This window comes from Mesorhizobium sp. P5_C1, assembly GCF_054049815.1.
Genome location: NZ_JBFULQ010000001.1, coordinates 25,126 through 49,878 on the forward strand (window position 1 = coordinate 25,126; position 24,753 = coordinate 49,878).

Annotated in this window: 26 protein-coding genes; 7 read left to right on the forward strand and 19 right to left on the reverse strand. The window is 63.8% G+C overall.

The window, feature by feature from the left end; genetic code table 11:
- Nucleotides 1-16: 16 nt before the first annotated feature.
- From ACXJ7R_RS00105 to ACXJ7R_RS00165, 13 genes are all read right to left on the reverse strand, one after another.
- Nucleotides 17-439 (reverse strand): hypothetical protein, encoded by a 423-nt coding sequence (locus ACXJ7R_RS00105; RefSeq protein ID WP_457150028.1) that lies wholly within the window; start codon nt 437-439, stop codon nt 17-19.
- Nucleotides 436-2,052, reverse strand: coding sequence for a phosphoenolpyruvate--protein phosphotransferase (ptsP, locus tag ACXJ7R_RS00110; protein WP_457150029.1), 1,617 nt, complete (start codon nt 2,050-2,052; stop codon nt 436-438). The genes ACXJ7R_RS00105 and ptsP overlap by 4 nt, the downstream gene beginning before the upstream one ends.
- A complete protein-coding gene (locus ACXJ7R_RS00115; protein WP_184873274.1) occupies nt 2,036-2,338 on the reverse strand; it encodes an HPr family phosphocarrier protein in 303 nt (100 codons plus the stop codon). The genes ptsP and ACXJ7R_RS00115 overlap by 17 nt, the downstream gene beginning before the upstream one ends.
- Before the next feature lie 21 nt (nt 2,339-2,359).
- Nucleotides 2,360-2,749, reverse strand: a complete 390-nt coding sequence (gene dhaM / locus ACXJ7R_RS00120) for a dihydroxyacetone kinase phosphoryl donor subunit DhaM (protein ID WP_184873275.1) — start codon at nt 2,747-2,749, stop codon at nt 2,360-2,362.
- Entirely contained in the window at nt 2,746-3,348 is a 603-nt protein-coding gene (gene dhaL / locus ACXJ7R_RS00125) for a dihydroxyacetone kinase subunit DhaL (protein WP_457150030.1), read from the reverse strand. The genes dhaM and dhaL overlap by 4 nt, the downstream gene beginning before the upstream one ends.
- A 72-nt stretch (nt 3,349-3,420) precedes the next feature.
- Nucleotides 3,421-5,064 (reverse strand): dihydroxyacetone kinase subunit DhaK, encoded by a 1,644-nt coding sequence (locus tag ACXJ7R_RS00130; RefSeq protein ID WP_457150031.1) that lies wholly within the window; start codon nt 5,062-5,064, stop codon nt 3,421-3,423.
- Nucleotides 5,065-5,144: 80 nt separating this feature from the next.
- Entirely contained in the window at nt 5,145-6,158 is a 1,014-nt protein-coding gene (locus ACXJ7R_RS00135) for an ABC transporter ATP-binding protein (protein ID WP_457150032.1), read from the reverse strand.
- Complete coding sequence (locus tag ACXJ7R_RS00140) at nt 6,151-7,263, reverse strand: ABC transporter ATP-binding protein (RefSeq protein WP_457150033.1); 1,113 nt, start codon at nt 7,261-7,263, stop codon at nt 6,151-6,153. Before ACXJ7R_RS00140 ends, ACXJ7R_RS00135 begins: the two co-directional genes overlap by 8 nt.
- Before the next feature lie 2 nt (nt 7,264-7,265).
- Entirely contained in the window at nt 7,266-7,472 is a 207-nt protein-coding gene (locus tag ACXJ7R_RS00145; protein WP_457150034.1) for a hypothetical protein, read from the reverse strand.
- Nucleotides 7,469-8,419 (reverse strand): carbohydrate ABC transporter permease, encoded by a 951-nt coding sequence (locus ACXJ7R_RS00150; protein WP_095082780.1) that lies wholly within the window; start codon nt 8,417-8,419, stop codon nt 7,469-7,471. The genes ACXJ7R_RS00145 and ACXJ7R_RS00150 overlap by 4 nt, the downstream gene beginning before the upstream one ends.
- Nucleotides 8,416-9,363 (reverse strand): carbohydrate ABC transporter permease, encoded by a 948-nt coding sequence (locus tag ACXJ7R_RS00155; protein ID WP_184873362.1) that lies wholly within the window; start codon nt 9,361-9,363, stop codon nt 8,416-8,418. Before ACXJ7R_RS00155 ends, ACXJ7R_RS00150 begins: the two co-directional genes overlap by 4 nt.
- A gap of 109 nt (nt 9,364-9,472) precedes the next feature.
- Nucleotides 9,473-10,804, reverse strand: coding sequence for an ABC transporter substrate-binding protein (locus ACXJ7R_RS00160; protein WP_457150035.1), 1,332 nt, complete (start codon nt 10,802-10,804; stop codon nt 9,473-9,475).
- Between the two features lie 276 nt (nt 10,805-11,080).
- The gene (locus tag ACXJ7R_RS00165; RefSeq protein WP_457150036.1) at nt 11,081-11,770 is read right to left on the reverse strand and encodes a PIG-L deacetylase family protein; all 690 of its coding nucleotides are present in this window, start codon (nt 11,768-11,770) and stop codon (nt 11,081-11,083) included.
- 28 nt (nt 11,771-11,798) lie between these two features.
- On the opposite strand from ACXJ7R_RS00165, the gene ACXJ7R_RS00170 reads away from it, so the two are divergent.
- The 5 genes from ACXJ7R_RS00170 (at nt 11,799) to nhaA (ending at nt 18,920) form a co-directional block, all read left to right on the forward strand.
- The gene (locus tag ACXJ7R_RS00170) at nt 11,799-12,689 is read left to right on the forward strand and encodes a DMT family transporter (protein ID WP_457150037.1); all 891 of its coding nucleotides are present in this window, start codon (nt 11,799-11,801) and stop codon (nt 12,687-12,689) included.
- Nucleotides 12,690-12,736: 47 nt separating this feature from the next.
- Nucleotides 12,737-15,310 (forward strand): ATP-dependent helicase HrpB, encoded by a 2,574-nt coding sequence (hrpB, locus tag ACXJ7R_RS00175; RefSeq protein WP_457150038.1) that lies wholly within the window; start codon nt 12,737-12,739, stop codon nt 15,308-15,310.
- 124 nt (nt 15,311-15,434) lie between these two features.
- Nucleotides 15,435-16,760, forward strand: a complete 1,326-nt coding sequence (locus tag ACXJ7R_RS00180; protein ID WP_457150039.1) for an ActS/PrrB/RegB family redox-sensitive histidine kinase — start codon at nt 15,435-15,437, stop codon at nt 16,758-16,760.
- A gap of 85 nt (nt 16,761-16,845) precedes the next feature.
- Nucleotides 16,846-17,409, forward strand: a complete 564-nt coding sequence (locus ACXJ7R_RS00185; protein ID WP_095082767.1) for an ActR/PrrA/RegA family redox response regulator transcription factor — start codon at nt 16,846-16,848, stop codon at nt 17,407-17,409.
- Nucleotides 17,410-17,723: 314 nt separating this feature from the next.
- Complete coding sequence (gene nhaA / locus ACXJ7R_RS00190) at nt 17,724-18,920, forward strand: Na+/H+ antiporter NhaA (RefSeq protein WP_457150040.1); 1,197 nt, start codon at nt 17,724-17,726, stop codon at nt 18,918-18,920.
- Nucleotides 18,921-18,951: 31 nt separating this feature from the next.
- Here the strand turns inward: nhaA and ACXJ7R_RS00195 are convergent, their stop codons facing one another.
- Nucleotides 18,952-19,452 carry an MmcB family DNA repair protein gene (locus tag ACXJ7R_RS00195; RefSeq protein ID WP_457150041.1) on the reverse strand — a complete coding sequence of 167 codons (501 nt, stop codon included), beginning with the start codon at nt 19,450-19,452 and terminating at the stop codon, nt 18,952-18,954.
- 900 nt (nt 19,453-20,352) lie between these two features.
- Here ACXJ7R_RS00195 and ACXJ7R_RS00200 point away from each other — a divergent pair.
- On the forward strand, nt 20,353-20,919 hold the full coding sequence (locus ACXJ7R_RS00200) for an NADPH-dependent FMN reductase (RefSeq protein ID WP_095082764.1): 567 nt from the start codon (nt 20,353-20,355) through the stop codon (nt 20,917-20,919).
- A gap of 213 nt (nt 20,920-21,132) precedes the next feature.
- Here ACXJ7R_RS00200 and ACXJ7R_RS00205 read toward each other — a convergent pair whose 3' ends face one another.
- The 3 genes from ACXJ7R_RS00205 to cueR form a co-directional block, all read right to left on the reverse strand.
- The gene (locus tag ACXJ7R_RS00205) at nt 21,133-21,453 is read right to left on the reverse strand and encodes a hypothetical protein (protein WP_457150042.1); all 321 of its coding nucleotides are present in this window, start codon (nt 21,451-21,453) and stop codon (nt 21,133-21,135) included.
- Between the two features lie 54 nt (nt 21,454-21,507).
- On the reverse strand, nt 21,508-21,885 hold the full coding sequence (locus ACXJ7R_RS00210; RefSeq protein ID WP_457150043.1) for a hypothetical protein: 378 nt from the start codon (nt 21,883-21,885) through the stop codon (nt 21,508-21,510).
- 99 nt (nt 21,886-21,984) lie between these two features.
- The gene (cueR, locus tag ACXJ7R_RS00215) at nt 21,985-22,407 is read right to left on the reverse strand and encodes a Cu(I)-responsive transcriptional regulator (protein ID WP_457150044.1); all 423 of its coding nucleotides are present in this window, start codon (nt 22,405-22,407) and stop codon (nt 21,985-21,987) included.
- Nucleotides 22,408-22,631: 224 nt separating this feature from the next.
- Between cueR and ACXJ7R_RS00220 the strand changes: the two genes are divergently transcribed.
- On the forward strand, nt 22,632-23,249 hold the full coding sequence (locus ACXJ7R_RS00220) for a L,D-transpeptidase (protein ID WP_095082750.1): 618 nt from the start codon (nt 22,632-22,634) through the stop codon (nt 23,247-23,249).
- Nucleotides 23,250-23,445: 196 nt separating this feature from the next.
- On the opposite strand, the gene ACXJ7R_RS00225 is transcribed toward ACXJ7R_RS00220, so the two are convergent.
- Entirely contained in the window at nt 23,446-24,015 is a 570-nt protein-coding gene (locus tag ACXJ7R_RS00225; RefSeq protein ID WP_095084295.1) for a NifU family protein, read from the reverse strand.
- A 192-nt stretch (nt 24,016-24,207) separates the two neighbouring features.
- Entirely contained in the window at nt 24,208-24,699 is a 492-nt protein-coding gene (locus ACXJ7R_RS00230) for a universal stress protein (RefSeq protein WP_457150045.1), read from the reverse strand.
- Nucleotides 24,700-24,753 lie beyond the last annotated feature (54 nt).

Genomic DNA, 24,753 nt, shown 5'->3' on the forward strand with positions numbered 1-24,753 from the left:
GAACCGCTCTGACGGATCAACCACCCTTGCCGGTGATGCTGGTGATCTTCTGGATAAAATCATTCACTGCCCGATCGAGTGCAGCGTTCTGCTTGTCGTCGCCGAAATCGGGCACGATGAGCGAAACATGCCGCGTCTTGCGCATGCCTGCCGCGACAGACATTTTTCCCGGATGCGCCTGGTGGTAGGCGGCAAGAAACTGATCGCGCTCGGCCGGGCTGAAATGGCAGACCGAAAAGATCGAAGGCAAATGCTTTGACGGAATCGGGATCGAATAGGCCGGGCTGGAGATCTGCGTGACGAAGCTGCGGTGCTTGCCAAGCGCATCGGCAAGCCGCTGGCGCATGCCGGACGGTCGCTGGTCGATGACATGCGACAGGATCGTCTTATAAGCGCGGATCGCCTCTTCGGAACCGGCTTCAGGTATCTTGTCGATCATGCCGGCCGCGCCTGGATAGAAACGTCCGCGATCGCCGCCTTGGCCATGGCGAGTTGCGCCGGAGCGACGGACAGATCGCGCAGGCCGGCCTCGAGCAGCGATGGGATCGCGGTGGGGTCACCGCCGGCATCGCCGCACAGGCTGACCGGGATTTCTTCGCGCAGGCCAAACGCGGTGACCGCGGCGACCAGCCGCAGCACGGCTGGATGACGGACCGAGTTGAGGTGCGCCACCAGAGCGTTGTCGCGGGCGGCTGCCATGACATATTGGGTGAGGTCGTTGGAGCCGATCGAGAAAAAGGCGGCCTCGGTAAAGGCCTCAGGCGCGATCGCCACCGACGGCACCTCGACCATGATGCCGAGCGGTGGCATCTTTTGCGCGATGCCGCGCGCGGCGAGCTCTGCCTGCTCTTCGGCGAACATCGCCGCTGCCTGTCTGTATTCCTCCACAATGGCGATCATCGGGAACATCACTTTCAGACTGCCATGGACGGCGGCGCGCAGCAGTGCCCGGATTTGTACACGAAACACTTCCGGCCGCGCCAGCGACAGCCTGATGCCGCGCAGGCCGAGGAACGGATTGCCTTCCTCGACGGTAAAGCCGGGCACTGGCTTGTCGCCGCCGGCATCGACGGTGCGGATCGTCACCGGCTTGTCGCCGGCCCAGTCCAGCACCTTGCGATAGGCGCGATACTGCGTTTCCTCATCGGGCAACGTCTTGCCGAACAGGAATTCGGTGCGCATCAGGCCGACACCGTCGCAGGTGGCGATGTCGATGCCGTCGACGTCGGACGGGTCGGCGATGTTGACCTGCACCCGCACCGCTATGCCGGTCCTGGTCACCGCCGGCCGCGCCAGAAAAATCCCGGCCCGGTCGCGGCGCGCCGAGAACAACGACGACGATTGGCGAAAGGCGTCGATCTCGGCCTTGGAAGGTGACAGCACGATGCCGCCATGTTCGGCATCGAGCAGTGCTATGCCGGCAAGATTGGCGGGCGCGTTGCCAAGATCCACCACCCCAAGCCCCACGACCATGGGCACGCCACGCGAGCGCGCCAGCATGGCGACGTGGCTCGCCGTGCTGCCCGCCTTCAGCGCGATGCCGCCACCGCCGCTCCAGTCGGTTTCGAGAAAACGCGTCGGCGCGATGTCCGCGCCGTAGAGGATGGCGCCGGACGGTGCTTGAACCCCGCCATCCTCGGTCAGCGCGCGCAGCACCTGGTCCCTGATGTCGCGTATGTCGGCCGCACGGGCGCGGAAATAATCTTGATCCGAGGTCTCGTAGCCAGCGATTTCCACATCCAGCGCCTGTCGCCATGCCGCATCGGCGGGGTGTCCAGAGGCAATCGCAGCAAAAGCCGGGCCGCTCAACGCGTCGTCCTCCAGCATCGCGATCTGAAATTCGAGGATGTCGGCGGCGTCACCGTCAGCGATTTTGATCAATCCAGCGAGACGGCTCGTCGCGACATCGATTGCGGTCTCGAGCGCAGCCTTCTCGTCGGCAGCATTTTCCTTGCAGGCGTAGGCAATTGCAATCTGGTCGAGGTCGAACAGCGGTCCCTCGGCATACCCGGCCGAGGCCGAAATGCCTTGCAGCCTAAGCGGTTCGGACATGGTCCGCGCCTTCGTCGAAATCGCGCCGCACCAGTTCGACCAGTGCGTCGACGGCATCATTGGCGCCATCGCCGCTGGCGCGAATGTGCAGTACCGTGCCCTTCGGCGCCTTGGTGGCCATCACCTTGACGATGCTCTTGGCGTCGAACCATGGCCCATTGGCGGCCAGTGCTATTTCCACCTCGGCGGCGAAGGTCTTGGCCAGCTTGGTGAACTTCACCGAAGGACGCGCATGCAGACCCACCTCGTGGGTGATCAGGACGGTCGCTTCGGCGGATGCGGACATGTCTTTAAAGTTCCCGTTCGTTCACGACGGCGACAATTCGTGCGCCGTCGCCACCACTTCCCGCAGCGAGGCGCCGCCGGACGCCTCGGTCGCCGCCATCACCGCGCCTTCGACGATCGGCGCGTTGCAGACGATGATCTTCTGCGCACGCGGCTCGCCGATCATCTCCACCGCCATTTCGCTGTTGGTCTCGGCACCGCCGAGATCGACCAGGATGGCGACGCCGGCTTCCGACCAGGCCCTGTCGATGGCGCTCATGATTGCCTCGACATTGGTGCCGAGCCCGCCATGGCCGTTTCCGCCGCACCATGCAAGCGGCACTTCGTCGCCCACCATCTGCCGCACCATGTCGGCCGTGCCCTCGGCGACGAGCGGCGAATGCGAAACGATGACGATGCCGACATTGCTCATGCGCTTTCCTCGACGGTTTTCGCCACTGTCCGCACCAGAAGCGCGGTTGAGCGCGCACCGGCATCCATATGGCCGATCGAACGGTCGCCAAGGAACGAGGCGCGGCCACGCTGGGCCTTCATCGGCACGGTTGCTTCGGCGGCCGCGTCGGCGCTGTCGGCGATCTCCGCCGCCGTCTTTCCCTGAAGCAGCGCCTCATGCACAGGCTGCAGCACGTCGAGCATCGTCTTCTGCCCGACCTGCGATTTGCCCCGCGCCGCCACGGCTTCGATGGCCTTGCCGAAAGCCAAGGTCAGACTGGCGCGGTCGGGCGCGGCAGAAATTTCCTTGCCGAGCGCCATGAACAAGGTGCCGAACAGCGGACCCGAAGCGCCGCCGACCGTCATCACCAGCTTGGTGCCGATCGCCTTCAGTGCCTCGGGCAGCGGTTTGGCGGCAAACGCCTCGGCCTCGCTGCGTACGGCCTCGAAACCGCGCTTCATGTTCAGCCCGTGGTCGCCGTCGCCGATCGCCTGGTCCAGCGCCGTCAACTCCTCGGCGTGAGCGGCAATCGTATCCGCGGCCGCCACGATCAGCCTGGAAAGGTTCAACGCCGCCATGTCAGCCAAATTCCTGGTTCCCACCCTGCCGGCAGTAGCGAAAGAATTTTCATTCGACAACTGTAGCATGCGTCAGGCCGCTGCAAGCAGCGCGGCCGCGGCCGCAAAGGCCTCGGCCACCGCATGGGCGCCGGGGTCGACCACGCCCTGCAGCTTGCTGCCGACATAGGCGGACCGCCCGGCTTTCGCCCGGTCCATGGCGGACGTGGCCTCGGCACCGCGTCGAGCCGCTGTTGCCGCTTCCCCCAGGCCGCCGGCGTCGAGCGCTTTCAGGGCAGGCTCGAGGGCATCGATCATGGTGCGGTCGCCGACCTCCGCGCCGCCATAGAAAGTCATCCGTTCGAGACCGGCAAGCAGCGCCTTGGCCACGCTGGCGCCGCCGTCCAGGGCCTGCGCCGCCGCGGTGAAGAAGATCGACAGCAGCACCCCGCTGGAGCCGCCCATGGACGCGCTCAGAATGTCGCCCACCGCGCCAAGGGTGGCCGCAGGATCGGCAAGCGGCAGCGTATCAAGCCGCTCGAGCACGCTGCGCGCGCCTGTCGCCACCGTCGAACCGGTGTCGCCGTCTCCCGCCTTGGCGTCCAGCCCGTTCAAAGTGCCTTCGAGCGCGATCAGCTTTTCGCAGATGCTGACGACAAGGCGCCGGGTGCGGGCATCCTGGCTGGGTTTGCGCGCCGCGCCTTCAGCAGCTGGTTTCGCGATGGGCACGACAGAGGGCGATACAACAGGCTTTGCCGGCATCCAGGCGTGCGGACCAACCGGCGCCAGCAGGGCTTTCTCGCGTACGGCGTCGAGCCGGATCAGCGACAGCGAGAGGCCGTTCATGTTGAGCGCCGTCATCAACGGTCCTGGGCCGATCGTGAGCTTGATGGATTTGGCCAGCGGCGAAGCAAGCACCGCATTGGCGACCAGCGACATTTCGAGCGGCGGTACCGAACCGAGATTGTTGATCAGCAGGGCATGGCTGGCCGCAGGATCGAGCCGTGCCGCAAGCCGCTCCGCCATGATCGCGACCAGTCTGTCCGCGCTTTGCACGGCGATMCGCTCCACGCCCGGCTCGCCATGGATGCCGAGGCCGAGCTCGCCGTCGTTCTCGCCAAATCTGTCTTCGTGCGGCTGGCCTGGTATCGAGCAGGACGACAGTGACATGCCGAGCGACACGATGTCCTTCGCCGCGGCTCGCGCGGCCGCCGCGATATCAGCCAGATCGTGGCCGGCTTCCGACAGATGGCCTGATATCTTGTGCACGAACAGGGTGCCGGCAACGCCGCGCGGCTGGGCAATGTCGGGGAGCGCGATATCGTCGGCGACGATCACCATCTCGACGCGAAAGCCTTCGGCGCGCGCCTTCTCGGCCGCCAGACCGAAATTGAGGCGGTCGCCGGTATAGTTCTTGACGATCAGCAGGCAGCCGGCCGGGCCGGTCACGGCGCGAATGGCCGCCAGCACCGCTTCGACGCTTGGCGAGGCAAAGATCTCGCCCGAGACCGCCGCCGTCAGCATGCCCTTGCCGACGAAGCCGGCATGTGACGGCTCGTGCCCGGCGCCGCCGCCGGAGACGACGCTGACGTTGGTCTTGTCCCAGTCGGCGCGCAGGACGACCTTGATCTCGGGATAGCCATCGAGACGCGCGAGGTCGCCTGCGCCAATGGTCCGCAAGAGGCCGTCCAGCGCCTCGGTGACGATCGTTTCCCTGCGATTGAAAAAGTGCTTCATCGAATTCGTCCAGTCACTTGTCTGCAGTCATCAATCAGAAGCCGGTGTTGACCCCTTGGCAGGGAAACACCGAAAACCGTTCATATCAGCCTTTGTCCGTCGGCACCAAAATAGAGCGGCGACCGGTAGCGGATCACCACCCTGTCGCCTTGCCCCAGATCCGTTTCGGGATCGGTCAGCGTCACCAGCTTCCTGGCCCCCACCGTCACATGCAGGTGGTTCTGGTCGCCAAGATGCTCGACCCAGTCGACGACGCCGTCGGCATGGCCATTCGCGGCCTTCTCGATCGACAGATGTTCGGTGCGTGCACCGATCGTCTTGGTGCCGGCCGGTGCGCCGCCATCGGGCAGCAGCCCGGTTGGCAATAGATTGATCGCCGGCTGGCCGAGCCTGGCCGCGACATGCAGGTTTGCCGGCTCCGAATAGATCGTACGGGGCGAGCCGATCTGCACCAGCACGCCATCGGCAAGGATGCCGATGCGGTCGGCCATCGTCATAGCCTCGATCTGGTCATGCGTGACATAGAGCATGGTGGCGCCGAGTTCGGCCTGGATGCGTTTAAGTTCGAGCCTGAGATCCGCCCGCAACTTGGCATCGAGCGACGACAGCGGCTCGTCCATCAGATAGATGGAAGGCTTGCGCACCAGCGCACGGCCGATGGCGACGCGCTGCATTTCGCCACCCGACAGCTTGGTCGAGCGGTTGGCGAGCTTGTGGTGGATGCGCACCATTTTCGCCACCTCCTCGACCCGGCGGCGGATCTGTTCTTCCGGCATTCTTCGTGCCGGCGAGCGCAGCGGGAAGGCAAGGTTGTCGAAAACCGACAGATGCGGATAGAGCGAGTATTGCTGGAACACGAAGGCGGTGTCGCGCTCGGCCGGCGACAGCGTCGTGGCATTGTGGCCGCCGATTTCGATGGTGCCGGCATCCGGCCGCTCCAGCCCGGCGATCAGCCGCAGCGTCGTCGTCTTGCCGGCGCCGGTCGGCCCGAGCAGCACGACGAACTCACCATCGGCGATGGAGAGGTCGAGACCGTTGACGGCGACATGGTCGCCAAAACTCTTGCTCACATTCTTGATGTGCACGTCAGCCATGCTGTGCCCTCCGCTCCGAGGCGGCATCGTGGATCGCGGTTCTCACCGCGCGGCCCGATCCTTTCTCGAACAGTGACAGCCGCGCGCTGCTCAGCGTCAGGCCGACATGGTCGCCGGTCGAGAGCCGGATTTCGGCCGGCACCCGGGCCTTGATGATGCCGTCCGCCGTCTCCACCGCGACGATCTGTGTGGTGCCGAGATATTCGGTGCCGTAGATTGCGCCACGCAGCTTGGAGTTGTCGTCGAAGCGGATATGTTCCGGACGGATGCCCAGCGCCATGTCGGCCGGGGCGATATCCTCGCGCACTTCCGGCACCGCGACCTTCGCGCCCTGGACGATGATTTCCTTCACGCCCTTTGCCAGTCCACCGCCGAAGCCCAGGAAATTCATCGGCGGCGAGCCGATGAAATCGGCGACGAACATGGTCGCCGGCCGGTCGTAGATCTCGCGCGGCGTGCCGAACTGTTCGATGACGCCATGGTTCATCACCGCGATCTTGTCGGCCATCGACATCGCTTCCATCTGGTCGTGCGTGACATAGACGGTGGTGGCGTGGATGCGGTTGTGCAGTTCGCGCAACTCATGGACCATCAAATCGCGGAACTCGGTATCAAGGGTCCCGAGCGGCTCGTCCATCAGGAAGCACTTTGGCCGCCGCACGATGGCGCGGCCGAGCGCCACCCGCTGGCGGTCGCCACCGGCGAGGCCTGAGACGGATTTGTTGAGCAGATGGTCGATGCGCAGAAGCTTGGCCGTCTCTTCGACGCGCTGGCGAATCTCGGCTGACGGCATGCCTTGCGCCAGCAGCGGGAAGCCGATGTTCTTGCGCACGTTCATGTGCGGGTAGAGCGCGAACAGCTGGAAGACGAAGGCGATGTCGCGCTCGCGCGCCCGCAGCATGGTGACGTCGTCTCCGCCAAGCAGGATCTGGCCGCCGGTCGGCAGTTCGAGTCCGGCGATCATGCGCAAGGTCGTCGTCTTGCCGCAGCCCGACGGTCCGAGCATGACGAAGAACTCGCCATCTTCGACGACGAAGTTGGAATCCTGCACGGCGACGAAATCGCCGAAGGCCTTTCTCAGGTGCTGAACGCGAATTTCGGCCATGGCTATTCCGGGAACTTCGAGACGATGATGAACATCACGGTGCCGGCGAGCATGGTGATGAAGGAATAGGTGTAGAGCGACAGCGCGAAGGGCTGGAACAGCATCAGGAAGCCGAGGGCGATCAACACCGTGGCGATGTTTTCCATCAGCCCGCGCCTGGCCCAGACCGGCCAGCGCGATTTGCGTTTCTGAGGGCTGGTCAGGCTCATTTGCGCACCGCGCCGAAGGTGATGCCGCGCAGCAATTGCTTGCGAAGCAGGATGGTGAAGACGAGGATCGGTACCAGGAAGATCGTCGTGCCGGCCGCCACCGCCGGCCAGTCCTGGCCGCCTTCGCCGATGATGGTCGGGATGAAGGGCGGCGCGGTTTGCGCCGTGCCCGAGGTCAAAAGCGCAGCGAAGGCATATTCGTTCCAGGCGAAGATCAGGCAGAAGATGGCGGTGGCGGCAATGCCGGTCGTCGCTTGCGGCAGCACGGTGCGCCAGAAGGCCTGCAGCCGCGTATAGCCGTCGATCATCGCCGCCTCCTCGTATTCGCGCGGGATCTCGTCGATGAAGCCTTTCAAGAGCCACACCGCCAGCGAGACATTGACCGCCGTATAGAGCAGGATCATGCCGAGCGCGGTGTCGGACAGGCCAAGCTCGCGGTACATCAGGTAGATGGGAATAGCGACGGCGATCGGCGGCATCATGCGCGTCGACAGGATGAAGAACAGGAGGTCGTCGGCGAGCGGCACCTTGAAGCGCGAGAAACCATAGGCCGACAGCGTGCCAAGGAAGACGGCGCAGAAGGTCGAGCCAAAGGCGATGATCAGCGAATTGACGAAGCGCGGCAGGAAGTTGGACGGGCCGGCGATCACCATGTTGCGCTTGCGCGTGGTCTCGTCGCAAAAGCCGGTCGCCGGTCCGAGCGAGTTGATGTATTCCGGCGTTTGCCGGGTGCGCGTCGTGAACAGGTTGCAGTAGCCCTCGAGGCTCGGCTGGAACAGCAGCTTCGGCGGGTAGGCGATCGAATCCGGCGGCGTCTTGAAGCTGGTGGCGAAGATCCACAGCAGCGGCACGATCGAGATCAGCGCGTAGGCGATGATGATCGCGCCGGCGATCCGCTTGGAATTTGCCGAAGGTGCGACGACCGAGTGGGCAGTGGTCAGGCTCATCTCTGCTTCACCTTGTTGAGCGCCTTGACGTAGATGTTGGCCAGACCGAACACCGCGACGAACAGGATGATGGCGAAGGCCGAGGAATAGCCCGTCCGCCAGCTTTCGAACGCCTGGCGTTTCAGCGTGATCGAGGCGACCTCGGTGGTCGAGCCCGGCCCGCCGCCGGTGAGCAGATTGACCATGTCGAACATCTTGAAGTTCTCGATGCCGCGAAACAGCACCGCCAGCATGATGAAGGGCAGCGCCATCGGCAGCGTGATCGACCAGAACTGCCGCCAGTTGGAGGCGCGGTCGACCTCGGCCGCCTCATAGATGTATTCGGGGATCGACCGCAGCCCGGCGAGGCAGATCAGCATCACGTAGGGCGTCCACATCCAGGTGTCGACGATGATGATCGACCATGGCGCCAGCGACACGTTGGAGAGCATCTGGATATTTGTTGGCGGGATGCCGGTGACGAAGGAAATGGCATAGGCGAAAAGGCCGATCTGCGGCTCGTAGAGGAAGCGCCAGAAATTGCCGACCACCGCCGGCGACAGCATCATCGGAACCAGGATGAGCGTCGTCCAGAACGCGTGGCCACGGAACTTTCTGTCGATCAGCCAGGCCAGCGTGAAGCCGATCAGCGTCTGCAGCAGGATGGTCCAGAACACGAAATGCGCCGTCGTCTGCATGGCGATCCAGATGTCCTTGTCGGCGAGGATGCGCTGGTAATTGGCAAAGCCGAGGTTCTTCACCACCTCGTTCGGGCGGTTGGCGCGGAAGTTGGTGAACGACAGATAGATCGCCCAGAACAGCGGGAAGATGTTGATGGCGAGCAGCAACAGGATCGTCGGCGAGATGAACAGCCAGGCGAGGCCCTTGTCGCTGATGCCCCGGACCTTGCGGGCCAACGGTTCCGGGGTCGCCCGGGCAACGTTCTCCGCAGTCCGATTGAGCATGGTCAGTCCTGCTTCGGTCACTTGGGTCGTCTCTGTCATGGAATTTATCTGAACTGCGTCCCGTGCCAAGGTGGCACGGGACGCCTGGGCCTAGCTCGGGAGGAGCCTGTTACATCTTGCCGTCGTCCTGGAAGACCTGCGTCCAGTCCTTGACCAGGCCGTCGAGGGCATCCTTGGCCGAACCCTGGCCGGCAACGACATAGTCATGGAAGCGCTTCTGCGACGCCTGCAGCAGCGGCGCGTAGCTGGGCTCAGCCCAGAAGTCCTTCACGATCGCCATCGAGTCGAGGAAGGTCTGCGCATAGGGTTGGCTGGCCGGGAACTTCGGGTCCTTGACCACCGCGTTGAGGCAGGAATAACCGCCGAGCGACCACCATTTGGCCTGCACATCCTTGTTGGCGAACCACTTGATGTATTTCAGTGCCGATTCCTGCTTGTCGGAATAGGACACCACGGAGATGCCCTGGCCGCCGAGCTGCGCGAACTGGTCGCCGTCAGGCCCCTTGGGGTTGACGAAKTTACCGATCTTGTCGCCGCCGACATTCTCGTCCTTCTGCAGGCCCGGCCATGTGAAGGCGAAGTTCATGTGCATCGCTACCTGGCCGGATTTGAAGGCATCGACGCCTTCGCCCATGTAGCTGTTCGAGGCGCCCGGAGGGGTGCAGCAATCATAGAGCGCCTTGTAGAACTCCAGCCCCTTAACCGACTTGTCGGAATTCACGAAGCCTTCCATTTCGTAGGGCTTCTTCGGGTTCTCGTACTGGAAGCCGTAGCTGTAAAGCACGTCCATGGCGCCCATGGTGATGCCTTCCGAGCCGCGCTCGGTGTAGATCGAGGCGCCATAGACGGTCTTGCCGTCGACCTGCCGCTTCTGGAAGAACTCGGCGATCTGCTTCAGCTGGTCGAAGGTGGTCGGCGGGCCGAGGTCCCAGCCGTACTTCTCCTTGAATTCCTTCTGCAGCTCCGGCTTGGAGAACCAGTCCTTGCGATAGGTCCAGCCGACGACGTCGCCCATGGCCGGCAGCGCCCAGTAGTTGGGCGTGTTCTTCGGCCATTCCGAATAGCCGACGACGGTTGCCGGCACGAAGTCGTCCATGCTGATCTTCTCCTTGTCGAAGAAGTCGTTCAGCTTGACGTAGTGGCCGTTCTCGGCGGCGCCGCCGATCCACTGGCTGTCGCCGATGATCAGGTCGCACAGCTTGCCGTGCGAGTTCAGCTCGTTGAGGAAACGGTCGGCATAGTTGGTCCACGGCACGAATTCGAATTTCATGCCGATGCCGGTTTCCTTGGTAAAATCCTTGGACAGTTCGACAAGTGCGTTCGCCGGGTCCCAGGCGGCCCAGCACAGCGTCAGGTCTTCAGCGTGCGCGACATTCGAGACGGCTGTCGACGCTGTAATCGCCGAGGCCAGTCCAAACGCCAGTTTCAAGCTCGATTTCATGCCTTCCTCCCATTTGCGAAACGCGTCCGGATGACGGTTTCAAGAGCTCCAAACCCCTCTCCTCAGGGGCCCAAACATGGCGGCGCGGCAGCGCTGCAGATGTTTAGTAATTTGTTTAGTGATGCAATTTTTACTAAACAACGCAAGCGAATTCGTTGCTGCGCCGCAGCATGCTTGCGGCGGTGCCTGAAAACGTTGGGAAAAGCGTGTATCGCGGATCCGATTGTGGAAGCCGCGCAGGCCGGGCCCGGCCAGACTCGAAGGTCGTCCCGGCTCTCAGTCGACCCGTTTGGTGCTCACCATGACCGGCCGGATCGCCGGTGCCGGCGGCAGCAGCGCCCGGATGTCGGGGAAGGGAAACACAGGCTCGAAGCGGAAGGCTTCGGCCAGTGAACCCTGCGCACCGTTGCACTGGCCTGAACGAAAAAGGTTTTGCGTTCGCGCGCCGTCGACGAAGCGCTCCGGATCCTGCGACTGATGCATGCGGATCGCCTCGGCCTTGACGTCGGCATGCGCGGAAATATCGACATAGTGCGTCGGCGAAAAACCGGTGCCGCCGAGCGTGTCGGCATGCAGCACCGGCACAGCGAAAGAAGCCGCGATGCGCACGCCGTCCGACAGCGCGCGGTGGTCGCCATGATAGTCGTTCGGCGCATGGGTGATCGCCAGGTCCGGGCCGATCTCGCCGATCAGCGCATTCAGAGCCTCGATCAGCGCCGCATCGGCGACCAGCGCGCCATCCGGGAAGTCAAGAAAGCGCGGCGTGGCCCCAAGCAGGCTTGCCGCTTGGCTCGCCTCCTTGCGCCGCGCCCGGGCAAGCGCGCCGGGATCGCCCATGCCGCCCTTGGCCCCATCGGTGGCTATGGCAAAAGTGAGTTCTGCGCCTTGCGCAGCATAGGCGGCCATCGTACCGAACATGAAGATCTCGATGTCGTCCGGATGCGCACCGAGCGCCAATATCTTCAACCCACTCTCTCCCCGGAAATCAAAAAACGTGACGAACGGAATCCTGCTCGCCCTGATCGCCTATGCAAGCTATTCGGGCAGCGATGCCGTTGTCAAAAGCCTCGGCGGACAGTTCACGGTCTTCGAGATCGGATTTTTCACGACGCTGTTTGCCGGCTTCTTTCTTTTCTTCACGCGGCCGGTGGGCGAGCGCTGGCGTGACTTCTGGCGCACCAGGCGGCCCTGGGCGGTGCAGGCGCGCGCCTGGGCGGGCATCGCATCCGGCGTGCTCAGCGTCTACGCTTTCACTACCATCCCGCTGGCGGAAGTCTATGCGCTGGTCTTTCTGGCGCCGCTCTGCGTCACCATCCTGTCCACCGTCATCCTCAAGGAGAAGGTCGGCCCGTGGCGCTGGCTGGCGGTGGTCGCCGGTTTTGCCGGTGTCATGCTGGTGGTGCGGCCGGGGTTTCGCGAGCTCAATCTCGGCCACCTTGCCGCCTTCGGCGTTGCCTTCCTCGCCGCCGCCAGCGTCATCCTGATGCGCTCGCTGGCACAGCAGGAAAAGCGCACGACCATGCTGGGTGTCCTGATCGGCTACGGCCTATTGTTCAACGGCGTGGGAGCCGCCGCTACCTCATTCACCGTTCCGCACGGCAAGCAGCTGGTGTGGCTGGTGATGGCGGGTGCCTTCACCGCTTGCGGGCAGCTGCTGCAGCTGCTGGCTGTCAAATATGCGCCCGCCAACCGGATCGCGCCGACGCATTATTCGCAGATCGTCTGGGCGGTCATCCTCGGTGCGTTGTTCTTCCAGGAATACCCCGACTGGCTGTCGCTGGTAGGCCTCGCTGTCGTCGGCGGGTCCGGCCTGCTGACCATGGTGCGCGAGGAAGCGCGGCTCGGCACGGTGCGCTGGAACCCGTTTTCGCGCACCCGGCTTTGAACCTGTCCCGGTTGCACGGCGACCGCGACCGCTGATATGCGGACGCGATGACGACAAAACCCTTGCCGGAGCTTCCCGTATCCGCCGTGCTGCCGGCGCTGAGTGAAGCGCTGGCCGAACGCAACAGCGCCGTGCTGGTGGCGCCGCCCGGCGCCGGCAAGACGACGCTGGTGCCGCTGGCGCTGCTCGGTGCGTCCTGGCTGGGGGCCGGCAAGATCGTTCTGCTCGAACCGCGCCGGCTCGCGGCCCGCGCCGCCGCCCGCCGCATGGCCGAATTGCTCGGCGAGGAGCCCGGCGCCACCGTCGGCTACGCCATGCGCATGGAGAACCGCACCTCGGCCAAGACCAGGATACTGGTCGTCACCGAAGGCGTGCTGGCGCGTATGGTCCTCGATGACCCCGAACTGCCCGGAGTCTCGGCGGTGATCTTCGACGAATTCCACGAGCGTTCGCTCGATGGCGATTTCGGTCTGGCGCTGGCGCTCGACGTGCAAGGCGCGCTGCGGCCGGATCTGCGGGTGCTGGTGATGTCGGCGACGCTCGACGGCGCCCGCGTCGCGAAGCTGCTGTCCGACGCATCGGTGATCGAGAGCGAGGGGCGCGCCTTCCCCGTCGACATCCGCTACGACGAGCGTCCGGCCGGCATCACCATCGAGGACGCCATGGCCAAGGCGATCCGTTCCGCGCTTGCCAACGAAATTGGCAGCGTGCTCGCCTTCCTCCCCGGCCAACGCGAGATCGAGCGCACCGCCGAGCGGCTTGCCGGCAAGGTTGGCGCCGACACCGATATCGTGCCGCTCTACGGCATGCTCGACGGCAAGGCGCAGGACGCTGCGATCAAGCCGGCGCCTGCCGGCCGCCGCAAGGTGGTGCTGGCCACCTCTATCGCCGAAACCTCCATCACCATCGACGGCGTGCGCGTCGTCATCGATTCCGGCCTGTCGCGGCTGCCACGCTACGAGCCGGCCAGCGGCCTCACCCGGCTGGAAACCGTGCGCGTCAGCAAGGCGYCCGCCGACCAGCGCGCCGGCCGTGCCGGGCGCACGCAGCCAGGCGTCGCCATGCGGCTGTGGCGGGCCGAGCAGACCGCGGCGCTCCCCGCCTTCACGCCATCGGAAATCCTCGAGGCCGACCTTTCCAGCCTGTTGCTCGACTGCGCCGCCTTCGGCGTCGCCGATCCCATCAGCCTCGCCTTCCTCGATCCGCCGCCCGCTCCAGCGCTCAACGAGGCAAGGCTGCTGCTGCGCGCGCTCGATGCCGTCGACGAGACCGGGCGCCTGACGGAAGCGGGCATGGCGATGCGCAAGCTCGCACTGCCGGTTCGGCTCGCGCATATGGTCGCCGAGGCCGCCAGGAGCGGCCATGCCGACGAGGCGGCCATGCTTGCCGTGCTGCTGACGGAACGCGGACTTGGTGGCGACGGCGCCGATCTGGAGCGACGGTTGATGCGCTTTCGCTCCGAGCGATCGCCGCGTGCAACGGCGGCGCGCCAGCTTGCCGAGCGGCTGGCGAGACAGGCCTCTTCACCCTCCCCCTTGTGGGGAGGGTCGATCCGCGAAGCGGAGCGGGGTGGGGGTGGGCCGAGCGCGGCACCCCCACCCCGTCTCCCGCGCCTTACTGCGCAAGGCGCGCTCGCCGACCCTCCCCACAAGGGGGAGGGTGGTGCCGGTACGCTTCTGATCCACGCTTGGCCCGATCGCGTCGCCAAGGCGCGCGGCGAGCGCGGCCGTTTCGTGTTGGCCAACGGTTCCGGCGCCATGCTCGACGCTGCCGACGCGCTGGCGGGCGAACCGTTTCTTGTCGTCGCCGACCTGCAGGGCAAGGCGCAGAATGCGCGCATCACGGCGGCGGCGGCAATCGGAGAGGGCGACGTCCGCGCAGCACTTGCCGACAGGATCGAAACACGCAGGCAAACCAGCTTCGACCGTGACAAGCGCGCCGTGCGTGTGCGCGAGACCATGCGCCTTGGCGCCATCACGCTTTCCGAGCGCATGCTGCCGCCGCCAACCGGCGCTGACGCCGATCGCGCCATCCTTGACGCCTTGCGCGAGCATGGGCTGTCGCTGCTGACCTGGGGCAAGGAGGCGCAAACGCTGCGCCAGCGACTCTCCTGGCTGCATCGTGGCCTCGGAGCGCCGTGGCCGGACATGTCGGATGCCCCCCTCATCGAGAGCCTCGACGACTGGCTGCTGCCGTTCCTGTCCGGCGCGGCCTCCTTTGCCGCCATCGATCCCGGCGTCGTCGCGGCGGGGCTGGCCACTCTCGTGCCGCATGACTTGCAGCGCAGGATCGAAGCGCTGGCTCCAACCCATTTCGACGCCCCGTCCGGCAGCCATGTACCGATCCGCTATGACGGCGAATGGCCCGTGCTGGCTGTGCGCGTGCAGGAGCTGTTCGGCCTCGACCGCCATCCTGCCATCGCCAATGGCACGGTGCCGCTGACGCTCGAGCTCCTGTCGCCGGCGCACCGGCCGATCCAGACGACGCGCGACCTGCCCGGCTTCTGGCGCGGCTCCTGGGCCGATGTGCGCGCCGACATGCGCGGCCGCTATCCCAAGCATGTCTGGCCGGAAAATCCGCTGCTCGCGGCCGCTACCGCCCGCGCCAAGCCCAGAGCATGATCCCAAAAGGTGGGAGCCGGTTTTTGGAAAAGATCATGCTCAAACAAGAAGTAGAGCACCAATCCGGCTCCTCGGATTGGTGCGGTACCTAGCGTTCACCGTCCCGCGGCTGTAATCCATCACCATGATCAACGTTTTGCGTTCGCCCGATTTCCAGCAGAGCCAGAGACTGCGCCTCAACACGCTGATCAGGCTGCGCTGGCTTGCCATCGTCGGTCAGAGCGTGACGGTGCTCGTCGTCGCCTATGGCCTGAAGTTTCCGCTGCCGGTCAGCCTCTGCTTCGCCCTGATCGCCTGTTCGGCCTGGATGAACCTGTTTCTCGCCTTTCGCTTTCCGGCGGCGCACCGGCTGACCCCGCTCGCTGCCTTTGGCATCCTCATCTTCGACAGCCTGCAGCTTGCCGGCCTGCTTTACATGACAGGTGGCCTTACCAACCCGTTCTCGCTGCTGATGACCGTGCCCGTCGTCATTTCGGCCACCTCGCTGCCCCTGCGCCTGACCGCAATCCTCGGCGGACTGGTGATGACGGCGGCGACCTTGCTGGTCTTCGTCCATCTGCCGCTGCCCTGGCATGAAGGCGCGCCGTTGGAGATGCCCTTCATCTACGTCGCCGGCATCTGGATGGCGGTGCTGTCCTCGATCGCCTTCACCGCCATATATGCTTTCCGGGTGGCTGCCGAAGCGCGGCTTCTGGCCAATGCGCTTGCCGCCACCGAACTGGTGCTGCAGCGCGAGCAGCACCTGTCGGCGCTCGACGGGCTGGCGGCGGCCGCCGCGCACGAGCTTGGCACGCCGCTCGCCACCATCACCCTTGTCGTCAAGGAGATGGAAAAGGCGCTCGGCAACGATCCCAAATACGGCGAGGACGTCAAGCTGCTGCGCTCACAGAGCGAGCGCTGCCGCGAGATCCTCAAGCGCCTGACCAGTCTGTCGTCCGAGGGCGAGGCGCATCTTTCCCGGCTGCCACTGACCTCGCTGGTCGAGGAGGTCACCGCCCCGCACCGCGACTTCGGCATCTCGATCAAGCTTCGGCCCGGCGAGCGCATCGGGCCAGAGCCGGTCGGGCGCCGCAATCCGGGCGTCATCTACGGCCTTGGCAATCTGGTCGAGAACGCCGTCGATTTCGCCCGCAAGAGCGTCACCGTGAGCTGGAGCTGGGACGACACCACTGTGGCCTTCTCGATCATCGACGACGGGCCGGGCTTTCCGGCCGAGATCATCGACCGTATAGGCGAGCCCTACATGTCGACGCGCCAGGGCACGGAAGCCGGCGGTGGCCTGGGGCTGGGCCTGTTCATCGCCAAGACGCTGCTCGAACGCTCCGGTGCGACACTTGATTTCCGCAATTCGAGCGGCCTGGGCGAGGGCGCCGTGGTACAGATATCGTGGCCGCGTGGCGTGTTCCTCAATCCGGAAATCACCTCGGCCAGCATGTTCGACACCGCCTGAGAGCCTTGCAAGGGCTCGAAAAATTGGACAATCAGGCTCAGGAACTATATCTGCGTGGAATTAAGGCAGCAGGAATTTTGAGACCATGACAGGCGACGAAAACATTGGCGCAATGGTGGAAGGCGAGGATACCTCGCTGCTCATCGTCGATGACGACAAGCCGTTCCTCACGCGACTGGCTCGCGCCATGGAAACCAGGGGCTTCGTGGTCGAGACGGCCGAGAGCGTCGAGGAGGCGGTCGGCAAGGCGCGCGCCAACCCGCCGGCCTATGCCGTGGTCGACATGCGGCTCGGCGACGGCAACGGTCTCGACGTGGTTGCCGCCATCCGTGAGAAACGCGACGATTCCCGCACCATCATTCTGACCGGCTACGGCAACATCGCCACCGCGGTGACCGCGGTGAAGCTCGGCGCCGTCGATTATCTCTCCAAGCCTGCCGACGCCGACGACATCTTCGCCGCGCTCACCCGCACGGCGGGGGAGCGGGCAGCGCCTCCGGAAAACCCGATGTCGGCCGATCGCGTCCGCTGGGAGCATATCCAGCGCGTCTATGAGATGTGCGAGCGCAACGTCTCCGAGACCGCGCGCCGGCTCAACATGCATCGCCGCACCTTGCAGCGGATCCTGGCCAAGCGCGCACCGCGTTAAGATTGCCGCAATACGCGGGGCAAATGGCTTCGGATCAATGACGGTTTCCAACTCGTGGCCGAGACCACCAATTGTCGAAGCAAGCCCCGCCCCTCGTTGCCCTTCCGGGCATTTCTCCCCGTATAGTGACGGGGAGAAAGGGGCCGGCCGCAAAGCCGGTGCCTTTCTTGCAACGCTGATAAATTGGCGAATCCATTGATGACAGCGTCCCTCTCCCCGTCACTATACGGGGAGAGGATGCCGGCAGGCAGGTGAGGGGCGGCGCCAGCGCTCCGAAGATGACGCCGGCCAATAGGCGGCACGACGGAGGCGACATGCAGGACTTGAAGCAGCGGCCGGTTTCCGTCTTCCGCGAATTTCTCGATAGCGAGGCGGCCGGCGGCATCGTCCTGATGGCGGCGGCCGCACTGGCCCTGATCGTTGCCAACTCGCCGCTCTCCGAAACCTATTTCTCCGCTCTCCACGCCTATCTCGGCCCGCTCAGCATCTCGCACTGGGTCAATGACGGGCTGATGGCGGTGTTCTTCCTGCTTGTCGGGCTGGAGATCAAGCGCGAGGTGCTGGACGGCCAGCTCTCGACCTGGCCACGCCGCGTCCTGCCCGGCATCGCCGCAGCCGGCGGCATGGTGGTTCCAGCACTCGTCTACGTCGTGATCAACCGCAACAACGCGGCGGCCCTGTCCGGCTGGGCGATCCCGACCGCCACCGACATCGCCTTCGCGCTCGGCGTCCTGTCGCTGCTTGGCAGCCGTGTGCCGGCCTCGCTGAAAGTCTTCCTCACCGCGCTTGCCATCATCGATGATCTCGGCGCCGTCATCATCATCGCCATCTTCTACACCAGCGGGCTGTCGCTCGCTTATCTTGGTGCCGCCTTCGCCGTCATCGCCGTGCTCGTCGTGCTCAACCGCATGCGGGTGATGACGCTGCTGCCCTATCTCGTGCTCGGCGCCGTTCTGTGGGTGCTGGTGCTGAAATCCGGCGTCCATGCCACGCTTGCGGGCGTGGCGCTGGCGTTGACCATTCCGCTCGAACGCTCCGCCGGGATTCGTCACGATCTCGACCATTCGCCGCTGCACCGGCTCGAGCACGGCCTGCACAGGATCGTGCCCTTTGTCGTCATCCCGATCTTCGGCTTTGCCAATGCCGGCGTTTCGCTCGCCGGCCTGAGTTTTGGCGCGCTGGTCGAGCCGCTGACGCTCGGCGTCGCCGCCGGTCTTGTCGTCGGCAAGCTGGTCGGCGTCTTCGGCTCCTCGGCACTTGCCATCCGCTTCGGTCTTGCAGACCTGCCGGCTCATGCCGGCTGGGTGCATTTGATCGGCATCTCGCTGCTGTGCGGCATCGGCTTCACCATGAGCCTGTTCATCGGCCTGCTTGCCTTCGCCAGCGACGCGGCGCTCCAGGACGCGGTCAAGGTTGGCATCCTCGCCGGCTCCTTCATCGCCGCCATCCTCGGCGCCGCCGTGTTGTTGATGGCGCCGGCTTCTAGTGGGGTGGACGAGAGCGAAGAGTAGGGCTGGCCCCGCAGTTGCCGGGTTCTGCGAACTACTCGCTCTCCCCCTCCAGCACCGGGACCGATACACCGGCAAGCTCGGCCGCCAGCAGCCGCGAGGCGCCGGCTCGCGCGATCCGCAGCATCAGCGCCTTGCGCGTTGCCGCCGCCATGCGGTGCTCCGGCGCATCGCGCAGGATTTCGGCGCCGTAGCCGTCGGAGAGGATGAAGCCGCACTCCTCGGGAAAGATCTCCGAGGGCACGCCGGGATGGGTGGCGAAGAAGAAGCGGTCGGAGTGCAGCCGGTAGTCCGGCCATTTGCGGTCGACCCGGAAATCCTCGATCGAGGACTTGATCTCGATGATCCAGATGTCGCCCTGCCGCGTCAACGCGACGAGGTCGGCACGGCGGCCGGTGGCCAGCGACAGTTCGGGCAGCACATGCGCGCCCATCTCCATCAAAAGCCGCTGCACGCCGCGCCGCACCAGCATGGCGCGTTCAGACTGGCGGCCGTCGATAAGCGGGTTTTGCAGAATCGGCGAAATGATTGGCATGGGCGGCACCATGCCAGATTTTGTTCACGGTTTGAACCTGTTTTATGGGGGCGATTATATATTTGACAGACCCGGTGCTTCGACCCGATGGCATGAGGTCCTAGGCTGACAATTAGCCATCGCTAATATATTGTTATCCTGAAATGCGAGGGGATGTCATGCGACAGCCACGAGGTTGGATCGCGCTGGCGTGGCTGGTCTTATCTGGCGACGCGGACGCCCATGATTGGTACACCGGCAAAAAAGACCCGGTTATGCAATCTGATTGCTGCGGCAACAAAGATTGCCAYCCGATAGACCCTCGCGASGTCAGGGAGACGAAAGACGGCTATTACGTCAGGYYGCCTCGCCCCGCATAYATGAATGAGCCACAAGAGCCGGAGTGGTTTATCCCTAGAGMGCGTGCMCAAGCCTCCCCCGATGACCGYTACCATCTCTGYGAGCATTTAATGACGTTCTATCGAACGATCATTCCYCATATGAAGTTCGAGGCCTACCAGAGATACAKATGGCGGTGTTTCTTCGTGCCCAAGGGCACGAGTTCAATCGAGAAAGGCCGATAGAAGGTCTTCAGGTGCTTCGTTGGTAGAGGCGCTACAATGAATGTCGGCCTAGCCAATTCGCCCRGCCCTATGGGAGTGGCCGGTACGGTCGGGGTGCTTGGTGTTGGGGTAGGCCGCACCGGCCACTGCGGGATCAGGCTTTTGGGATCGTCCCCCGCACTGCCCAAGCTATAGGCACATTAGCGATATCTCAACTAAGACTGAAGTCCCAGACACGCCCTGCCCAGCCGTAGGGCCGTCGCTGCCCACGATACGCGTGCATTGATCGGCCTTGGGGTGTACCCTTCAGGACTGCGCTGCCAGCCGCATACTGGCCTTTTCCCGAGGAGGCATTCCCATGACCGCGTACAAAGTCGGTTATCTCATTGGCAGCCTCGCCAAAGGCTCAATCAACCGGAAGCTGGCCAAGGCGCTCGTGAACTTGGCGCCGGCCGAACTCTCGATGGCCGAAATCCCGTTCAAGGACCTGCCGCTGTACAGCTACGACTACGACGCTGATTTCCCTCCGCCGGCAAAGGCATTCAAGGAAGCGCTCGCCGGGATCGAAGCCGTGTTGTTCGTCACGCCCGAATACAACCGCTCAATCCCAGGTGGGCTCAAGAACGCGATCGACTGGGCGAGCCGACCCTACGGCCATAACTCGTTCACCCGAAAGCCATCGGCGGTCATCGGCACCTCGCCGGGTTCGATCGGCACCGCGCTGGCGCAGCAAAGCCTTCGCGGCGTTCTTGGCTTCTGCAACTCCCCGCAGATGAACTCGATCGAGGCTTACATCCAGTTCAAACCCGGCCTGATCACCGATGAAGGCGAGGTCACCGACGCCGGGACCGAGGAGTTCCTGCGCGACTACATGCTGCAATTCCACGGCTTCATCACTCGGGTCTATACCGCCCTGGCCACATAGGTCACAGGACACCGCGCGGCTGGAGGCCCCAGGCTGGGAATACATAGATTGGAGAATGCCCTCCTTTCCATGCCGATACCGGTCCGGTAGCTTATCTGGATGGACGTTCTGGATTGGTTGGCCCGCTGGTATGAAGCACAACCGCTAAGCAAGGGGGCGTCCAATTAGCGAGACGCCGATCTTATGATCTAACCCGGATGCACCCAAAAGAAGTCAGGCATCGGTCCTTGAAAGCCTGAACTTGTGGAGCTTATCGTCGGTTCCATGGGGACGGGTGACGCGACATCGAACAGCAACGAAGGCGAACAGCTGTGGGCCTTCGACCTTGACGCTCTGCGCGAGGCCTTCGGAAAGTCTGTTCAGGAACATAAGATCACAGCGGACGATTGGGCGGAACACGCCAATCAGTTCCTCGAAAAACAAAGAGATCGTCCGCGCGAACCGACTTGATACGCCGGATGGCCGGAGCGATCTTGGGAATGCCCAGCCGCCCGTCTCCATCAAAAGCCGTTGCACGCCGCGCCGCACCAGCATGGCGCGCTCGGACGACTGACAGGCCGACTCTGTGGGCCAATTGAGAAGCAGGCTTCAATCATCCAGCCAGTATGCTCGAAAACAGCCGAATTGGGGCGCGATCCCACGCCGCCGTTTGGCGTCGAATTCCATCTCGGACAGTGCCTGGGGTGAGTTGTTCCCGGTGACATCTGGCACGATGGTGTATCCTTCCGCGACCAACTGCAGGCACATTTCCTGGTAGTGCCTTTTGAAGCCGTTCTTGATCTTGTTCCGCGGATACCGCCGCCCGTGCATGCATTCCTGGCTCAGGATGTCGGAATACCGCAGGGCGCTGGCCATTCTTACTTTTTCTTCGAAGATCGGCTTGTAAGGCTGTTTGTCCTTGGACCAGCATCGTCCTGCCGACGCGACCAGCGCCGCGGCCACCAGGCCTGCCAGGAACTTCCCCACTCAGGTCCCTTCCGACCAAGCAGATGTGCATTAGCCCCGGTTAATATTACGGCAAATCCTACTGGTTTCCAAATGATGCTCCCGTTGGACGCGTGGCGCCTATGCGGCCGTCGAAGCATCCTTGCCGCTGGGCAGCGCAGCCCCGGCCATATCGTCCAGGATCGGGCAGTCCGGCCGGTCGTCGCCATGGCAGGCGTGGATCAGCGTCTGCAGGGTCGAACGCATCGACTGCAATTCGCGCACCTTTTCCTCGATCGCCCTGACATGGGCGGCGGCGATCTCGCGCACGTCGTGGCTGGCACGGCTCCGATCCTTGTAGAGCGCCATCAACTGGCGGCAATCGTCGATGGAAAAGCCGAGGTTGCGCGCGCGGCGCAGAAAGGCCAGCCGGTGGATGTCGTCACCGGAATAGTCGCGGTAGCCGTTGGCGGCGCGTGCAGGGGCGATCAGGCCGATCTCTTCATAGTAGCGGATGGTTTTGGCCGGCAGGCCTGAATGGTGGGCGGCGTCACCGACATTCATGACGATTTTCCTTGATTTTTAAGGGGCTTACGGACGGGGCCATTGATTTTGCTTCACAATCCTGTGAGGCCTGTTGCCGAAATGCCATAGTAATGCGCCTACCAGCACGTAAGCCCCTGCATATAGGCATCGGGTGCTTGGCAAGCAAAGAAAATGCCAGCATGAATGATCGTGAAGCGGCCGACTCGTGCTGCTGACGTTGGGGCGGGGCACCGGATCATCTTATGCGCATGAAGTCGTTTGCAATCGTCGCCGCATTGGCGCTTTCCACTGCTATCGCCGGTTGCAGCAGCATCGGCATGCGGATTTTCTCCAATGACTACGGTGCGGTCACCGACGCCGGTTACCAGCTGCCGCGCATCCCGATCGAGAAGGTGCCGATGAGGTATCATCGGCAGGAGGTGGACTACGACACCAAGGAAAAGCCGGGCACCATCATCGTCGATACGCAGAACAAGTTCCTCTACTTCGTCGAGGGTGATGGCCTGGCGATGCGCTACGGCATCGGCGTGGGTCGCGAAGGCTTCGAATGGCACGGCACCGCCCACATCGCGCTGAAGCGCGAATGGCCGACCTGGACGCCGCCTTCTCAGATGATCCACCGCCAGCCGGAACTGGCCAAGTTTGCCGGCGGCATGGAGCCTGGCCTGAAGAACCCGCTCGGCGCCCGCGCCATGTATCTGTTCAACAAGGGCGGCGACATGGGCTATCGCCTGCATGGCAGCCCGGAGTGGAATTCGATCGGCAAGGCAATGTCGTCAGGCTGCATCCGCCTGATGAACCAGGACATTATCGACCTTTACGACCGCACCTCGGTGGGCGCCAAGGTCATTGTTCTTTAGGCCATGATCCCGAAAACCGGTACCGGTTTTCGGCAAAATTATGGTCAGATACAGACGCCATTCATGCGCGGACCGTCTAGGCAACAACGGACGTCCCAAACAGAAAACCGGGCAATTCGGTCCGGTTTTTTGTTTTTTGCGCCTGTTTTTTGCGTTTTATCGAATCTGTTTTGCCGGCAAAGCGTCCGGCGGACAATCAGGAAACCTGCTCGACCTGCTGCACTTCCGGCACGAAGTGGCGCAGAAGATTCTGGATGCCGTGCTTGAGCGTCGCCGTCGAAGACGGGCAGCCGGCGCAGGCGCCCTTCATGTGCAGGAACACTGTGCCGTTCTCAAAGCCGCGGAAGGTGATGTCGCCGCCGTCCTGGGCGACCGCCGGGCGCACCCGCGTGTCGAGCAGTTCCTTGATGGTGATGACGAGTTCCTCGTCGGCCTTGTCGTAGAACTCACCCGTCAGGCTGGTCTCGGCGGCGGGGCCGGCTTTGACCATGACCGGCGCGCCGGACATGAAATGCTCCATGATGGCGCCGAGAATCGCCGGCTTCAGATGCTGCCAGTCGGGGCCGTCCTTGGTCACGGTGATGAAATCGTAGCCGAAGAAAACACCGGTAACGCCGGGGATCTCGAACAGCCGGCCAGCCAGCGGCGACGCGGTGGCGGCGCTGTCGGCATCGCGGAAATCGGCGGTGCCTTCCAGAAGCACTTCCTTGCCGGGCAAGAATTTCAGCGTCGCCGGATTTGGCGTCGATTCGGTCTGGATGAACATGGCCGTCTCCGTGCCCATTTCGGGCAACCAGTTTGGAATAGTTCTAAATAGGCTCTATTGGCTGGACATTCAAGCGAAACGCATCGCCGGAACGGCTGGCTGGCGGAATGTTTTTGCGACCGGCGATGCGCTTTGAGGTGCGATTCAGGTCTGGCCGTATGCAGGCCGGCCTCACCTGAATACCAGCACATCTCAGGCGAGGCTGTCGATCTCCTCGTCCGACAGGTTTTGCGGCACCACGGTCACCGGGATCGGGAAGGCGGCACCCTTGCCGGCCACGGCGCCAACCAGCGGTCCGGGACCTTCCTTGCCGGCGCCGGCGGCCAGCACCAGGATGGCGATGTCCTGGTCTTCCTCGATCAGCTTGTGGATCTCTTCGGTCGGCTTGCCTTCGCGCACCACCATCTCCGGCTCCATGCCGAGCTTCTGGCGCACCTTGTTGGCATAACCGTCAAGCGCGGCGCGCGCCCTGGCGTTGGCCTCCTCGCGCATGATCTTCTCGACACCCAGCCAGTGCTGGAAATCGTCCGGCTCGATCACATAGAGCAGCACCAGCATGCCGTTGGTACTTTGCGCCCGCTTCGAGGCGTAGGCGACTGCGCGCTCGCATTCCGGCGTGTCGTCGATGATCGCCAGGAACTTGCGGCGATGGCCGGCTTCGCGGCTGAGGCGTTTGGAGACCATGTCTACGTACTCGGTGTCATTGCGGCCGCAATCTGCCACTGCCGCAGACCGGCG